Below are 15,591 nucleotides of genomic sequence, written 5' to 3' on the forward strand. Positions count from 1 at the left end.
TCTTTTTTGTCTAGCTCAAGGCTTAGCCTGATCTATTCAGGACCCATTCCCATATTGAGAAAAGGATTACCATTCAGGTTACACAACCAACTACTGACGAGCTTAATTGCTTATTATTAAGCAGAAAAGCCTCGGCGCCTCCTATACTATGTACCAACATCATATCCCAAACATAGAATGGACTGGTTATTTTCTAAGAATATTACAGTGGGCTTAGATTTTTTTCATCCTTTATATTCCGGTATTTACTGATAATAATATGCCTTTCGTCGGTTGATCACCATAATTAGACGAAAACTAGTGAATAGGACTTATTCTTTAATGCCAGGAAGGCGCTATTTATTTCAAAATCAGCGCCCCACCTTTGTATCACCGGCATAGTCCAATAATATGCCCACCGTCCTACCCCACACCTTTTGTACAAGATAATATGAAGCTAAGCGCTAACCCATTTCATCCGACTACGGGTGAGCTTCTGCCCGTATATCGGGACGCTTACTTACGTGGCGATTTATCAATTGAAAACACGGAGGCAGTAGATGCTTTCATGAAAATGAATAGCAACCATGCTGACGCTACGCTGCTTCGTTTTTATGAAATGAAAAAGCAAGGTCACCAAGTTCGCCCAGTTGGATGGGTGCAGCGCCAGTTCGATATGATTCGAACCGAGCCGCAGCGTTTCCGTCGCCGGGCCGCCTCTTTGGTAGCTGGTAGTGCCCTTATTGGTAGCGCCGTATTCGCTGGCACTAACCTTCCTACGGCTACAACGCCTACTGAAAACCTGCCAGCCGTAGCTGATGCAACTACAGCAATGACTGCAGATGCAAATACGTCTGCCTCTTCCGCATCTGCTGTGCGCTTTGTAACAATGCGTGGTCGTATTTTGGACGAAAATGGCACGCCTTTGGTAGGCGCTACCGTTCTGGACCGCGTGAACGGTCGTGGCGTTAGCACCGATAAGGCTGGCAATTACACCATTTTGGTGGCAGCCAATAAGGTAAACAACTTGCAGTACGCTTATGGCGGCTACAAGGAAGAGGAAGTACAACTCAATGGCCGTAGCACGTACAACGTGACCCTGCTACCTCGCGAAGGCAAAACCAAAAAGCATCATTGGTGGCAGTTCTAGGCTAGTTATGGGCTGGGTAGATGTCCCGCTTTTTTTACTAGATGAATATTCCTTTTCTTAACAGACCCAAGATTCGAAAAATCACAGTCAGCACGTCGGATGCGGCAGGAACACAAGCCGGAACCGTCCTAGAGAAGCTTTTAGGTGATATGCCTGAACTTCTACTGGCCTGCGTGGTAGAAACACAATCTGGGCGGGTATTAGCTTCTTATACTACAGCGACGACGCTTAACCCTAACCAGATCAGCTTGCGTTACGCGAAACTGCTTCGCCTGACAACTGATACGCTAGCCGCGCGAAATATGCCCAGCGGCTCACTGACCGACATCACGGTGATGCTAGAGGATCAACTGCACACCTTGCGCCCGATGCACAACGGGCAATGGTACTGCTTCATTGCAGTTCGCTTTGCTGACACAAATCTGGGCATGGCCTGGGAGATTTTGCGCCGGCATACCTCATAAAATATACCAACTGTTTTTACAACTTTTCAACTTTTTGACTCATGTCAAGCCCAAAACAAGCCGTTAAAGAAATCCTTGAGGAGCTCCCCACCCTACTGGCCGTAGCCGTAGTAGAAACTGAAACGGGCATGCCCCTCGCTTCACACTCTAATATTTCCGATTTCGATATCGATACGGCGGCTGCTTACAACACGGAAGTGGTAAAGCAGAAGCTAAAGGCCATCCAGGCATTGAAGCTGAATCAAACGGTGCAGGACATCCTGCTGACCCTAACCGATCAGCTGCACCTGATTAAGCTTTCGCCTACTGGTGACAAATTCATTTATCTGGCAGTAAACACCCGTGACACGAACCTCGCAGTTGCTCGCCAGATCCTGAAAGGCCAGACTTCGGTATTGAACTAAGGTTCTCTATAGATCAAGAAGCCCCGCTAGTGTCACTAGCGGGGCTTTTTAGTACCCTCTGGCTGAACTACAGATACGCACCACAGAAAGCATCATTACCCTCGCCCCATTTTCATACGGTAGGTACGCACTCGAGCCTCGGCATTTTGCCGGATGTTGTAGTAAAATAGACTATAGTCGGCAATATGGAAGGAGTGGCGTAGTTCAGGCCGGCCAGGAAGCAGGAAGCGAGGATACCCCTCGCGCTGGGGCGGATGAATCCAGACTAACCCGTTATGTACTTTGGCATCAACTATCCGCTTATCGGCCTTATTGAAGCTATTAGGCACACCACCTAGATTCAAATACGCTGGCGCCGTAACTGTATCACGCGTCCACGTCAAGGGATTGACGGCTACGCCGCCGTCAAACGGAGGATACTCGTTGCCCCATTCCACGGCATTCCAGCAGACATAGCACCCTGTTTGCGTAGAATCTTCACAAGGACGCAACACCTGGTATTCCTCCGGCTTTACTTTATAGCCAACAAGGTAGGCTGCTACTAGCTGCCGACGGAGCTTAGGGTCTTTGTCAAAAAACTCGCGCAATAAGCGGGTAGCGTGGTAGGTTCCCTGACTATGACCGGCCACAATAATAGGTCGGTCATGATTGTAGTGCTTGAGATAGTACTGAAAAGCCTCCTTGACGTCGCTGTACGCCAGGTCTAGCGCGTCCTTCCCATTCACCGATTTTTCGTCAAAGAAAGAAAACAGCGTGGCCTGCCGGTAACGCGGTGCGTAAATGCGGGCCGTGCTGTTGAATACAGAGGCCTGCTTGCGCATGGAGGTATTGTTGGTGAAGTAGTTTACCTTTTCATCAGCCAGATTGGCATTCCAGTGCCCACGACCAAAGTACGTGGTTGGGTGCACAAAAAATACATCCACCGGAGCATCGCGCTGCCGGTCACGTAACAACGTGTGGCGAGGCACTGCGTCGGCTGAGTCAAGCCGATCGGGTAAGGCGGCCCAATTATCCTCCATGCGGTAGTCGGGCGCTTCAGGCTGTGGCCTAACTGCGAAATCATGGGTAGGTTTGATAACCGAGAGGCAAGAAGTCAGTCCCACTATTCCTACTGATAGTAGAGGAAGCCGGGAATAACGAGTAGACAAGAAGGGTAGCATTGGGGCAATAAACACAGCCACCCGCTCCTGGTTGCAGGATACGGGTAGCAGATAAAAGGGCAACTATCTTATTCGCTAAATGTGTTTTCGAGCAGCTTCTCCTGGCGCAGATAGATAATCTTAAAATTTCGGTCGAAGCGAACCCGCACTTGTGCAGTCGTCTGCTGGTGCTTTTGCATGGACTGCCGCAACGCCTTACTCTTTTCTAGGTACGTAACCACGCGAGAGCCATCATTTACGGGCTCACTCACCTTGAGAGTGCCCGGCTCAATCTGGCTTTCGGCTTCTAAAAACTCAGGAAAGTGTGATTTCGTGAGCTCGTCATTGATAGCCCCAGGAGTTGTGTTCTGCATGGTGTAAAACCGCTCTACCTTGGGCGCGAAATACGTGGCAGCCGCGAAGGGCGCGGCTTGCATGTCGGTGTAGTACGCATTCAGTATACTTTGAATCCGTGCTTCCGCAGCTTGTCCAGCAACGGCATCAGGCACCGCAGGCGCCGGAAGAGCTGTTTCTTCTGTGGGGGCAGTGCTAGGCTGCGCTACCGAATCACTGGGCGTTACAGGTATTACGGGTGCTACGCGCACCGTTTCAGGGGCGGCAGCGGGTGGCAGATCAATTTGCTCGGCTTGCGGGCCAGCTTCGGGCTGCACTGCCAGCGTATCAGCAGCGGTAAGAGTAGTACTGGTTAGGCGCTCCGACTCGCGGCCACCGAACATTAGATAGGCTACCAACCCTAGCAGCGCTACAATACCACCCACAATCAGGATGGCCGCTAAGGGGCTTTTGGCGGGCGCAACGTAAGGCTCGTCGGCCACATAGTCTTCCTCCTGATAGGTAGTAGGCGAGGTAAAGGTAGCTTCGTCGGATGCTGGCGAAGTTCTTCCTAGGTGACTAGCTTCGCTTGGGCGTGTAAAATCGGAAGCTGCGTAGGGCGGCGCGGGAGTGCCTGCGCTGGAGGTAGGAGCTACTGGATGGTGCACGAGGGGGGGCAACAGGGGCTCCTCTACCGGCGGAATGAAGGTTGGCTCGGAAGGGTGCGCCGCAGGAGGTCCTGCAGGGGTAGCTACAGAAGCTGACGGCGGAGCAATGGGTGCAATGGGCGGAGTAGCAGGCTTAGCAGCGTCGCTATTGAATATGAGCTTCTGTTTGAGGGTATCAAACTCCTGCTGAGTAATGGTACCTGCATCCAGCCATTCCTTTAGTTGGCGGAGGGTATCGAGAGCGTCTTTATCCATGGTTACTTCCGGTCAAGGTTGGTGAGCCGGTCGCGACGGCGTTGCAATTGGGCTTTACGTAACTCTAGTAGGCGGGCGTTATCGAGGAGCTTTACGGAATCCTCGCTTGATTTCAGCTTGTTAGCTTCGTTCTGCTGCTTTAGCTGCTCTATCTTCTCCAGGTTGCTCTTGGTAGTGCTGGCCAATGCTTCCCGTTCTTTCTCCAACTTATCTTTTTCCTTTTCAGAATCGCGCAGCATTTTTTCGGCCTCCTCAATTTGCTCGCGGTAGGACTTGAGGCGAGCCGCGGCGGCAAAGCTTTGGGTGATGCTACGCAGGGAGCTAAATTCGGAAGGGGTGCCGCCAGACGTAATAAACGTATCGGACCCTAACGAAGCCCACACCGATAGCTCCGATACCGAATCGGAAGGGGAAGTGACGGTAGAGTACAGATCGAGCAGCTTGCCCGACACGCTCGACATGGGCACTTGCTTAGCCGACAGGATATCCTTCTTGCCTACTCCAAATACTCCATCACCTTTCAGCTTTATACTATAGGTGTCCTTCAGCCACGACTGCCAAAAGTCGCGCGTCCATTGGGCAGAGCCTTCTACCTGCACCTTCACGGCCTCGCGCTCCTTTTTTTCAAAGTTGACACTGCTCGTGCGTGCATCGTAGAGTTGGGCACGCGCGGCGCCGCCAGCTAGCAAGAGCACGCAGAGGAAGGAAAGAAGCTTTTTCATACAGTATACATACGCGTGGAAAACAAATGCCGACCGACAAGAAGTCGTCGTGGCCGCTGCTATCAGATTCCGTGCCGGTCGAAGGAAGCCTGCAAATCTTGCTGCATCTCGCGGAAGCGCCGCACCGCCGCCTGCACAAACTCATCGTCTAGCAGAGTATGAATGTCGTCCTCACTCGTCAGGTCTAGCTCACTCACCTTGTACGTTTGCTCCAGGGAGCCTTTTTCCAGCTTGATGAGATACTTGCCGTTCCAAGAGAACAGGGTGATTTTGGCCTCGGGGTGCGGAATGATGGCGAGCTGGCGCATAGGAAGCGAAATAAGCAAATTGAATGGGCGAAGATAGGCAACACCCTGTTCCCAATGGGCCAAGCTCGACATAACACGCCTGGGCTGGCCGCGTATTACCGAACAGAGATTCCTTTCTGTTGTTGCACCCTTCACCTTTGCTATACCATGCCACAAGGAGACAAATCGGCCTACACCGACAAGCAGAAGCGGCAAGCCGAACACATTGAAGAAAGCTACGAGAAGCGCGGTCTTTCGGAAGAAGAAGCCGAAAAGCGTGCTTGGGCCACCGTCAATAAGCAAGACGGCGGTGGAAAGAAAAGCGGCTCGGGCAGAAAGAACTAGCTGTACCGAGTAGCTCCTGGCCTTTTACCAGAGTACAAAAAGATGACTGTGAAAAAGCCCCTTGCCCCTTGGCAGGGGGCTTTTTGCTTGTGACCTACGCAGAACGGGTGCAGCCGCCTGTGCGGGGGCTTGCGTACCTTGCGGCTCTTACCACACGGTTGCTTTATTCATGAACAAACCTCTCCTGACCGCGCTGGCACTCCTGCCGCTGGCCGCGGCGGCCCAACAAAATGTGTATACGCCCGAGCTACTGTGGAAGCTCGGACGCCTGGGCGAAATGCAGGTGTCGCCGGACCGCAAGACGGTAGCCTACACCGTGACGCGCTATAACCTGGCCGAAAACACCGGCAATACCGATATTTGGGTGGTGCCAGTGGCTGGTGGCACGGCCCGACAGCTCACGACCACGCCTACTTCAGAAAACACTCTAAACTGGCGCCCCGATGGCAAACTAACCTTTCTCTCCGGCGAAGGCGGGAGCGACCAGCTCTACGTGATAAATGCCGATGGCTCGGGGAAGCAGAAGCTCAGCGAATTTCCCGAGCAAGGCTTGTCCAACCTGAAATACGCTCCTTCCGGCAAGTTCATTCTCTACACGCAGGATGTAAAAACGGGCAAATCGGTGCAAGACTGGTACCCCGACTTGCCCAAGGCTGATGCTCGCATCATTGACGACCTAAACTACCGGCACTGGAACGCCTGGGACGACTTTAAATCCACACACGTATTTTTCCAACCCCTCGGCACCGACGGCCGGCCGACCGGATATGGCAAGGACGTGATGGCCGGCGAGAAGTTTGACGCGCCCCTGCAGCCCCTGGGCGGCTCGGAACAGTTGACCTTCGCCCCTGATGGCTACCGCCTAGCGTACACCTCGCGTAAGCTTACCGGCCGGGCCGAGGCCGAAAGCACCAACTCCGATATTTACCTCTACGACATTCGGGAAGGTAAAACCCAGAACCTGAGTGAGGGATTGGGTGGCTACGACACGGAACCGACTTTCTCACCTGACGGCTCGAAAGTGGCGTGGTTGAGCATGGCTACCCCCGGCTTCGAATCGGACCGCAACGGCATTGTGGTATACGACTTCAAAACCAAGAAGCGCGAAGACATTACCAACGGCTCGGAGCAGGCCGCAGCTAACATTCGGTGGAGTGCTGATGGCAAAACCATTTACTTCCTGAGTGTGCTTCAGGGCACCGAGCAACTGTTTTCCATCCCAAGCAAGGGCGGCAAGCTTAAGCAGCTGACTAGGGGTGCCCAGAACTACAACGCCTTCGAGCTAGCTGCCAACGATGTAGCTATTGCCAACAAAACCACCCAAGCGCTACCCGCTGACTTAGTACGCCTCGACCTAAAATCCGGACGAGAAACCAGCCTCACCAACATCAACGAGCAGGAGCTAGCGGGCGTGAAAACCAGCAAAACGGAAGCGCGCTGGGTGAAAACCACCGACGGCAAGCAGATGCAAGTGTACGTTATCTATCCTCCTGATTTCGACCCTAGCAAGAAGTACCCGGCCCTACTCTACTGCCAGGGTGGCCCCCAAAGCCCCATTACGCAGAGCTTTTCCTACCGCTGGAATTTTCAGCTGCTGGCGGCCAACGGCTACATAGTGGTAGCGCCTAACCGGCGCGGCCTGCCCGGCTTTGGCACGGAATGGAACAATAGTATCTCGGGCGATTGGGGTGGGCAGCCCATCCGGGACTATCTCTCTGCCATAGATGCCCTAAGCCAAGAATCCTACGTGGATAAGGCGCACCTAGCTGCGTGGGTGCTTCCTACGGTGGCTACTCCGTGTACCAGTTGGCTGGCAAGCACGAAGGCCGCTTCAAGACGTTTATTGCCCACGCCGGCCTCTACGACCTTACCAGCTGGTACCCCACCACAGAGGAAATGTTCTTCGCCAACTACGACATGAAGGGCACCCCTTGGGACGCAACACTAAACAAGAGCTACACCGACTTCAACCCACAGCAGTTTGCCAAAAAGTGGGATACCCCCATACTGGTAATTCACGGGGGCAAAGACTTCCGGGTACCCGAAGACCAAGGTATGGAAGCTTTTGGCACTGCTCAGTTGCGCGGCATCCCAAGCCGGTTTCTGTACTTTCCCAATGAGGGGCACTGGATTTCCAAGCCTCAGAATTCGGTGCTTTGGAACCGAGTATTCTTTGATTGGTTGGGCCGCACACTAAAGCCCGAAGGCCAAGCCACGAAGTAAATAGTTGCTGGGTTTCTACCTATCTCGCCCACGGAGCAGTTGCCTAGTGTAACTGCTCCGTGGGCGAGTGTTTTTTTAGCTATTAAAATTTATATTGATCTATATAGTTACTTCTTTGGCCCTTACCTTCCTACTGTATGTGGCTACGTCTCCTTACCGTCTTTCTACTGGGCTGGGCGTTGGTGGCGAGTGCGCCTAGCTGGGCAGCTCTGCCACCGGAAGCTTTGCCTGACACCTTATTACTGAAAGACCCCAAGGGGCCTCACGTTTCGGAGGCCTACCAGTACTACACCGAGCCTTTTGCTACCCCCATCAACCCGGAGCACGCGGAAGCCCAGTGGCGCGCCGGTAAATTTCAATCGGGACCCTGGCACCAGACGCTTAACCTAGGCTTGCGGCATGAGCGGGTGTGGATACGGCTCATGGTGCGCAACGTAGATTCGCTACGCCTCCGCTTCTTGTGGAGCCTTTTCAACTTCGCGGATAGCGCGGCCCTGTATTGTCGGCCTCAAGGCACTACCCACTTCACTCGGCTAGGAGCCGCTAGCTCTTGGCTACCGGCGGCGGCACGTACGTTTCCGGCCCGCTCCCTTAGCTTTCCATTTGCGCTTAAGCCCAACGAAACAGCAACCCTCTACCTGCGCATCGACCTGCACGCGGGGGCGCTGTACTTACCTACCTACATTGAAACCACCGAGCATTTTCTGGCTTGGGAAATGAATTTTCCGTTTGAGCGACACTGGGTGTGGCTACTTGGCTTCTACTTCAGCAGCGCCCTGTTCAACCTGGTCCTCTTCGCTTTCCTGCGCGACCGGATTCACTTGTGGTACGTGACGTACGTGGCCTGCGTCACGGTATTTCTGATGATGGAGGATGGCTTAGATGCCATGCTGCTACCCACTACTGCTTACCAACTAGTGTGGACGGTAGGGCAATTCAATTTTATGGTGCTGGCGGCGGCGGCAGGTATCGGCATTATGCAACTGTTTCTGCGTTTGCGGGGCCGCTGGCCCCGTCTCCACCGAGTCGGCAATGGGCTAGCCGCTGTTGCAGGTGGGTTCGTGGTGCTTTACGCCGTAGTAGCGCCTTGGGCGGCACAGCATAGCATGAGGTTGTTGCAGGTGCTGAATCTTACTCGTGAGGTGGTACTTCTAAGCCTATTCGCCTACGGCTGGATAACTCTACTAACGGTAGCTCAGTCTCGGCACTGGCGGCGGCTGGCGGGATACTACGCGCTTACCTACCTTTTCTTTTTCACCGGCTTCGCTATATTCTGGAGCAACCACGTTGGCCTAAGCAGCTTCAACCCCATCTACCCAAACCCGTTAGCGTGGGGACTAGTGCTTGAACTACTGGTATTGAGTGCTTTGCTGACGGGGCGCTTCCGCCACACTCTGCGTCAGAATGCCGTGTTGCGCATCCGGCAGCTGCATCAGCGCAATGCCCTAGGTGCCCGCCTCATTGCAGCCCAGGAGGAGGAGCGGGAGCAACTGGCCCGCGAGCTGCACGATGCCTTGGGGCCCAACCTAGCCGCCCTGCACTTGGCTTGGCAGGGGCCGGCCATTCGGGAGGCGCTTACTACCTCAACAGCAGCGGCAGCAGCCGGTAAGCACGCCGAGCTCTTGCTGCGCCACCTGCGCGATGATGTACGCACGTATAGCCACTCCCTCATTCCCGCTCACTTGGGGCCGGGCAGCCTAACGGAATCTATTGCTTCCCTGGGCGAGCTGATTAATCTATATGGTACGCCCGTAGTGCACACCATCTGCGACGAGGGAGCCGACCAACTACCGCCCTCCTTACAGCAGGCAGGCTACCGGATTGCGGCGGAACTACTCAACAATGCGGTACGGCATGCGCGCGCCACGGAGGTACAAGTGCAACTGCACCGCCACCGCACCTCGCTGGAGATAGTAGTAGCAGACAATGGCCAAGGCTTTAGCGACGACAAACCCAAAGTCGGCATTGGCCTACGGGGTGTGCGGGCCCGCACAGAGTACTTGCACGGCCAACTCCATATCGACACTTCCTCGGACGGTACCTGTGTGCGGGTGAGCCTACCCTGTGAGGTAGCTCCGCCAAACAGCTAACCTTTTGCTAGGTATGGGTAGCTACTGCGGCGGGCTGGCGGCGCAGCCATTGCAACACGCCAAATAATACAAGCAGCAACAAGCCACACAGCAGCCCTAAAGTAGGTGCCTTTACCCACGTAAGGGCCCAGCCGGTAAGGTAGGAACCACTTACCCCCGACAGGTTTACCAGCGCCATATAGGTAGTAAACTGGGAGCCTCAATTTGGGGGCGGCACAAAGCCATGAGCAAAGGCAGGGCAGCCACGCTCAGGCTCGGATCGGCCATGTTCCAGAATAGAAGCCCAAGGGTAGCAACGGGGGTGTAGTGCCAAAACAAGCTCAGGCTGCAAAATAGCAACAGAAACGCTGCTAATGTGCCAAGCACCCACCGCTGCAAGTAGGCAGCCCCCACCCGATCAGCTACGATGCCCCCGCCTATAATGAGCGCAAGCGTGGCAACGCTACCCCAACTACCTTGCATGACGGATACGGCTGATCGGACCAGTGCAACTCTTGAATAAGGTGATACGAATAGGCCCAGCCAAACACGCTCAGGGTCATGTAAGCCAGCGCAACCACCAAAAACAAACGCAATGTGTGCCGCTCGGTAATGGCCCGCAGCAACTCCCGAAACAGCCAGCTTACGGGCGGATTTTCGGCGTTGAGGGCCGCAGCAGATGCCCGCTGCGCGCGCACAGGTAGCAGCGTATCGGTACGGTCGAGGCGGATGAAGAAGGTAAGCACCGTGAGGGCCAGCAACACCCCCGACTGCACCAGGGCCGCCCAGAAAAAGCCGTAGTGATGTAGCACTGCCGTGAGGCCCGCCGCACCCGCCGAACCACCAATCAGCATGCCGCCCCGCATAAATGCATTGACGCGCCCTCGCTCGGCTTCGGGTACTACCGCAATGGCAATGGCATCAACGCTGGCATCTTGGATGGAAGCAAAGATGCTGTGCACCACAAAGGCGCCCGTCATCAGCGGGAGCTGCGCTACAGGGTCGTGCACCAGTAGCAGGCTTAGCGAAGCCAGCGCGGCTATTAGCTGCGTAAGCACCACCCATTGCTTGCGGTGACCAATAATGGAGTACTGATACTTATCGATGAGCGGCCCCCACACAAATTGGATGGCCCAGGGCAGCCCTACTGCCGCCGCAAACGATGCTACCACTGCGGGGCTCAAGTTACGCCCAATTAGGTAGTTGACCACGGCAGTAAGGCCAAACCCGGCAGGCACGCCCTGCATCACGTACAGATAGAAGAAAGTAAAGTACCGTAGGCCAGTACTTTCACGCAGCACAAGATTTTTCACAAGATAGTGTCCTAACAGCAGGCAGTAACCGAAGCAAAAGGTACTGGTTTTTACGCCATTGCCGCTAGCTCTGCCCCGCGCACGTGCTAGGTAGCGCGCTACTTACTTTAGTACTTCTTCCGTCACCTTGCCAATGTCGCTGCTGATCTTCTGAATGAAGTCTAACTGCTCGGTAAGATGGGTATCGGTGGCAGGTGGTTCGGCACGACGGGCCACGGCGTCGGGGGCAATTGCGGGGGCCTCGGGCTCGGCAGGATCGAGGCGGCGCAAACTGCGGTGCAGGGCTTGCTGGGCCTGGCGTACTGGGCGCAGGAGCGCGCCGGGCAGCGCTGGGCGCTGGTCAGGGCCGGCCAGCATGCCGGAGGTAATGGATGAGACGTTGGACGACAAAATATGATTCAGCACCACAAACTCGTGTACCTCACTGGGCCGGTGCTGCTTGCCCCGGGGCTCCGACATCATGCGCTGGAAAGCCGCCGCCAGGTTAGCCGAGCTCACGTACACCGCCTTGCGGGCCAGCTTATATTCTACTACCGCAATAGGCGAGCCGGTGAGAGCTTCGGCCAGGGTTTGCAGGTAGCGCAAATTGGCGCGCAACACTCCTTTCATGTAGTCCTGCAACTGATCTGATTCCCAACTCGGAAATAGAACATAGCTAGTGGAGAAGGCAATCAGGCAGCCCGTTACAGTGTCCAGCACGCGCTCCTCTACCACCTGCAAGTAATGCAGGCCCATGAAATTGAACAGGATAATAATAAAGGGAGTGGTGAAGATGACTGTTACGATGTAATTGCGGCGGGGGAAGCTGAAAGCCACGAGCATGAACAGCCCAAACAGCACCACCAAGGCCGTGCGGTTGGGCACCAGCCACAGCACCAAACCCCCAATAACGCCGCCCACCAACGTACCCAGCACACGCTGCACATTGCGCTGCTTGGTGAGGCTGTACGCGGGCTTCAGCATGTAGAGAATCGTCATCAGAATCCAGTAGCTGTGGTGGCCGGGCATTACCAGCTTTGCTACGGCATACCCCACCAAACTGGCTAGCATCATGCGGATGGCGTGACGAAAGATGCCGGAAGTGAGCGTGAGGTGGTCGCGCAGCTCGTCCAAATCAAAACTCTGGTGCGACACGAAGCGGCCAAACTCCAACTCCCGGTTGGTAGGCGCCGGGGCGCTGGCATCAAAGTAAGCCAGCACATCTTGGAGGCGCTGGGTAAGGTTGCGCAGGTTCACCAGTATCTTCTTCAGCACCAAGGTATGCCCCGGCTGGCGGGGGTCTTCCAGGGCATCAATGCGTGCCTTTAGCTGCTCTAAAGAGGTAGTGAGGTTGATGCGGGACCGGTAGCCGTGGTTGGCTTCAATAGCAAAACCAATATTTTCCAGTTCGGCCGCCAGTAGCTCCACCATGTCGGCAACGACGCTTAGGATGCCGGTTTCGCCGAAGCGCGTGCGTAGGGCGGCGTAGTCGTAGTACGTCACGGTGATGTGCTCATAGAGGTCTACCACATCCACGAACGTGAGTACCAGCCGCCGCCCCGTCCCCGTCGACTCCTTTACGGTCTGGCGGGTTTTAAACAGCAGTTCGCGCACGGCATCCTGCTTTTCACTTACCGTTACTTGCTGGGCCACCAGGCGGCGATAGTCATCGTCGAGGCTCGTACCGGTACGATAAAACTCCGCCTTTAGGCGCAGAAAGTTAGCCACAGCCCGAATGGACTCGCCCAAGGCCTGCTGCGCCGGGCGATACGGCAGAATTTGGTAGGTAAGCAAGCTCACGGCCATGTACCACAGCCCCCCAATGGTTATGACGCTGGTGTAATGGAGCAGCTGCGGCAACGTGAAGCTGCGCTCCATCATCAGAATCATGAGCAGCAGACCGGCCGTACCTACCTGCCCAGCGCGGGCACCGTACACCAGAAACATCGTCAGCCCAAAGCTGAGTATTCCTATTTCCAAGCCCAGCAGCCACCAGTAAGGCTGCACCAATCCCGTCAGCAGAGCCACTAGCGGCAGCAATACCAAGCCCGCCAGCATACCGTTGCGCTTGTGCACCACGGGGCCGGGCTGGTCGATGAGGTTCATACACAGGGCCCCCAACGACATAGTCAGGCCGGTTTCCAACTCCCCCATCCACCCGAGCAGCACGCCCGGAATCAAGACGGTGAGCGTGGTGCGCAATCCATCGGAAAAGTCCTGGCTAGAAAAAAAATAACGTAGTGAGCGGGTATCGGCAGACATTGGGGGACGGCAACAGCGGCGAGGCGGCAAGGTGGTAATCCGCCGACCTATACGCAAGGACCGCGCCTGCTGCTGACCTCGGCCCGGTAGAAATTCTCTTAAAAACTGGTGAGCCTAGAAGTTTTCCTGTTTTCTACCTCTCCCCGATGCCTGGCCCTAGTGTAGCGCCTAGCAAGATAAGAGCCGCCTACCCTGCCCGGCAGGATGAAGCGGCTCTCGAAACGACGGTGGAAGCAACGGCAGGCTTTTAGTAAACCGGAAGCCTTATACATGCATTTGCTCAATGATAGGCAGCGTGTACCGCTCGCCGTGGCTAAGCAGGTGCACTTTTAAGTCGCGGATAGTAAAGGGCTCACCGGGTTCAATTTCATGGATGTTGGTAGAGGAGCAGCTGAGGCCATCTACAATAACCACCAGGCCCTCCCCTATCACTTCTAGTTCGCGGCCTTCCGTAATAACGACCCCGGTGTTTTCTTCTAGCCCCAACCCGATGCAGGCCGGGTTGGTAGCAACAATTTGGGCCATGCGTACGATACGGCCCCGCGCCACGAAATGGGTGTCAATGGCTACGTCGTGCAAAAACTCAAGACCTGTGGTAATGTGAATTTCGTCTTTGAGCATGCCCGCGTCATTGCGCCCCTGGTAAATCATGGGGGTGCTCATGGCAGCGGCGCCAGCGCTGGTGCCAGCTACCACAAACCGCTCGTACGTGTAGCGTTCTTTGATGCGGCGTTGCAGCTTGGTTCCTCCTAGTAAGGCCGTCAAACGCAGCTGGTCTCCCCCGGTGAACATAATGCCGGCTGCTTCTTCCAGCAGGCGCAGGCTTTCTTCCGAGTTGGCTTGCTCACGGCTTTGAATGTTCAGTACGTTGACCTGGCTAACACCGAGGTTTTTGAAGATATCGACGTACTCTTGGCCGGCTTCTTCTGCTGCTTCCGAGGCGGTAGGAATCACTAGCACGGTGCCCCCTAGGGTAAGCTCTTTCACAAAGCGGTGCAGCACTGGCTCGGAGGCCATGTCGTCGGGTGCTGTGTGCTCTTTATTGTCAACGCCCTGCTTTTCAGCCCCTCCAATGGGGATAAGCACTCCTTGCGGATGCGGGCAGTGAGCCGAGGCAGATTGTTGGGAAGCAGTGGATTTTTTGCGGGAGGTAGCCATATACAGCGCATACGGAGCAGGAGCCATCTGTGAGTGGCCCTTGCAAAAGTGAGAGAAAGGAAACTATGGAGGCGTGGGCTACTAACTCAGGGAAGCCAGGTTGGAGTTGGCAGGGCCACTTAGTAGTTCTCCTAAGGCCGTAAAACGGGAGCCGTGGCAAGGGCAGTCCCAGCTTTTTTCGAGGCTATTCCAGTGCACCACGCAGCCTAAGTGCGGGCAAATGGCCGAGCACTCGTGTGCCTGGCCCTGCTCGTCGCGGTACACTGCTACTTTGGTAGGACCGCGGCGTAGTACGGCACCCGTACCGGGCGCTACCTCCTCGGCCGTCTTTACATCGCCGCCAGTGAGCAGTTCGGTGTACTCGGCAGCTACGTTTACGTTTTCGCGTACAAATTCCTTCACCGATTCGAAGCGTACGGTTACGCGGCCGGGGTCGTAGAGTTTAGCCCACGGGTTTTCGGCGCCCAATAGCAAGTCAGTAATAATGAGAGGGCCCAGGGTACCGTGCGTCATACCGTGCCCGGAGTCGCCGGTGATGATGTAGAGGTTATCTTCATCCAGGGGGTTACGACCGGCATAGCCCAATCCGTCGCTGGGCTCCATCACCTGCCCCGACCAGCGGTATTCTATTTCGCCGGCCGTAGGGAAGTGGGCACGCACCCAAAACTCCAGGCAGCGCAGGCGGTCTTCGGGGTCTTCTTCCTGACCCGTTTTATGGTCTTCGCCACCTACAATGAGCAGGTCGTAGTCGGTGTTCTCTACCTCTTGCAGGCGAATGTAGTGGTAGGGGTCGGCGGTGTCCCAATACAAGGCTTTGGTAACGGAACCCTTCGGCACGCGG

14 protein-coding genes and 1 pseudogene are annotated in these 15,591 nt (G+C 55.3%); 6 read left to right on the forward strand and 9 right to left on the reverse strand.

Annotated elements, in window-relative coordinates:
- Positions 1–430: 430 nt before the first annotated feature.
- The 3 genes from VI25_RS12795 to VI25_RS12805 are packed head-to-tail and all read left to right on the forward strand — an operon-like array spanning position 431 to position 1,997.
- Positions 431–1,129, forward strand: a complete 699-nt coding sequence (locus VI25_RS12795) for a carboxypeptidase-like regulatory domain-containing protein (RefSeq protein WP_045688279.1) — start codon at positions 431–433, stop codon at positions 1,127–1,129.
- Positions 1,130–1,170: 41 nt separating this feature from the next.
- The gene (locus VI25_RS12800) at positions 1,171–1,593 is read left to right on the forward strand and encodes a hypothetical protein (RefSeq protein WP_045688280.1); all 423 of its coding nucleotides are present in this window, start codon (positions 1,171–1,173) and stop codon (positions 1,591–1,593) included.
- Positions 1,594–1,634: 41 nt separating this feature from the next.
- Entirely contained in the window at positions 1,635–1,997 is a 363-nt protein-coding gene (locus VI25_RS12805) for a hypothetical protein (protein WP_045688281.1), read from the forward strand.
- Between the two features lie 95 nt (positions 1,998–2,092).
- On the opposite strand, the gene VI25_RS12810 is transcribed toward VI25_RS12805, so the two are convergent.
- From VI25_RS12810 to VI25_RS12825, 4 genes are all read right to left on the reverse strand, one after another.
- Positions 2,093–3,145, reverse strand: coding sequence for a DUF3089 domain-containing protein (locus VI25_RS12810; RefSeq protein WP_161806938.1), 1,053 nt, complete (start codon positions 3,143–3,145; stop codon positions 2,093–2,095).
- Positions 3,146–3,225: 80 nt separating this feature from the next.
- Positions 3,226–4,392, reverse strand: coding sequence for a hypothetical protein (locus tag VI25_RS12815; RefSeq protein WP_055562549.1), 1,167 nt, complete (start codon positions 4,390–4,392; stop codon positions 3,226–3,228).
- Positions 4,393–4,394: 2 nt separating this feature from the next.
- Positions 4,395–5,114: a hypothetical protein gene (locus VI25_RS12820; protein ID WP_045688284.1), complete on the reverse strand. Its 720-nt coding sequence runs from the start codon at positions 5,112–5,114 to the stop codon at positions 4,395–4,397.
- 62 nt (positions 5,115–5,176) lie between these two features.
- Positions 5,177–5,422, reverse strand: a complete 246-nt coding sequence (locus tag VI25_RS12825) for a hypothetical protein (RefSeq protein WP_045688285.1) — start codon at positions 5,420–5,422, stop codon at positions 5,177–5,179.
- Between the two features lie 147 nt (positions 5,423–5,569).
- Here VI25_RS12825 and VI25_RS25625 point away from each other — a divergent pair, with 147 nt between their 5' ends.
- The 3 genes and pseudogenes from VI25_RS25625 to VI25_RS12845 all read left to right on the forward strand — a co-directional run bounded on the left by VI25_RS25625 (position 5,570) and on the right by VI25_RS12845 (position 10,059).
- Positions 5,570–5,746, forward strand: a complete 177-nt coding sequence (locus VI25_RS25625) for a hypothetical protein (protein ID WP_045688286.1) — start codon at positions 5,570–5,572, stop codon at positions 5,744–5,746.
- A gap of 1,465 nt (positions 5,747–7,211) precedes the next feature.
- Positions 7,212–7,969 (forward strand): annotated as a pseudogene (locus VI25_RS26895) (alpha/beta hydrolase family protein).
- Positions 7,970–8,106: 137 nt separating this feature from the next.
- A complete protein-coding gene (locus tag VI25_RS12845) occupies positions 8,107–10,059 on the forward strand; it encodes a 7TM diverse intracellular signaling domain-containing protein (protein WP_045688287.1) in 1,953 nt (650 codons plus the stop codon).
- Positions 10,060–10,066: 7 nt separating this feature from the next.
- On the opposite strand, the gene VI25_RS25180 is transcribed toward VI25_RS12845, so the two are convergent.
- The 5 genes from VI25_RS25180 to VI25_RS12870 form a co-directional block, all read right to left on the reverse strand.
- The gene (locus VI25_RS25180) at positions 10,067–10,237 is read right to left on the reverse strand and encodes a hypothetical protein (protein WP_161806939.1); all 171 of its coding nucleotides are present in this window, start codon (positions 10,235–10,237) and stop codon (positions 10,067–10,069) included.
- 238 nt (positions 10,238–10,475) lie between these two features.
- Positions 10,476–11,351 carry an MFS transporter gene (locus VI25_RS12855; RefSeq protein WP_055562551.1) on the reverse strand — a complete coding sequence of 292 codons (876 nt, stop codon included), beginning with the start codon at positions 11,349–11,351 and terminating at the stop codon, positions 10,476–10,478.
- A 102-nt stretch (positions 11,352–11,453) separates the two neighbouring features.
- A complete protein-coding gene (locus VI25_RS12860; RefSeq protein ID WP_045688289.1) occupies positions 11,454–13,592 on the reverse strand; it encodes an FUSC family membrane protein in 2,139 nt (712 codons plus the stop codon).
- Positions 13,593–13,856: 264 nt separating this feature from the next.
- Complete coding sequence (locus VI25_RS12865) at positions 13,857–14,750, reverse strand: cyanophycinase (protein WP_052695171.1); 894 nt, start codon at positions 14,748–14,750, stop codon at positions 13,857–13,859.
- Between the two features lie 81 nt (positions 14,751–14,831).
- Positions 14,832–15,591 (reverse strand): FAD-dependent oxidoreductase (locus VI25_RS12870; protein ID WP_152981608.1); only part of this gene is annotated, 760 nt, incomplete at its 5' end.

This window comes from Hymenobacter sp. AT01-02 (assembly GCF_000961955.2).
Taxonomy (GTDB): domain Bacteria; phylum Bacteroidota; class Bacteroidia; order Cytophagales; family Hymenobacteraceae; genus Hymenobacter; species Hymenobacter mucosus.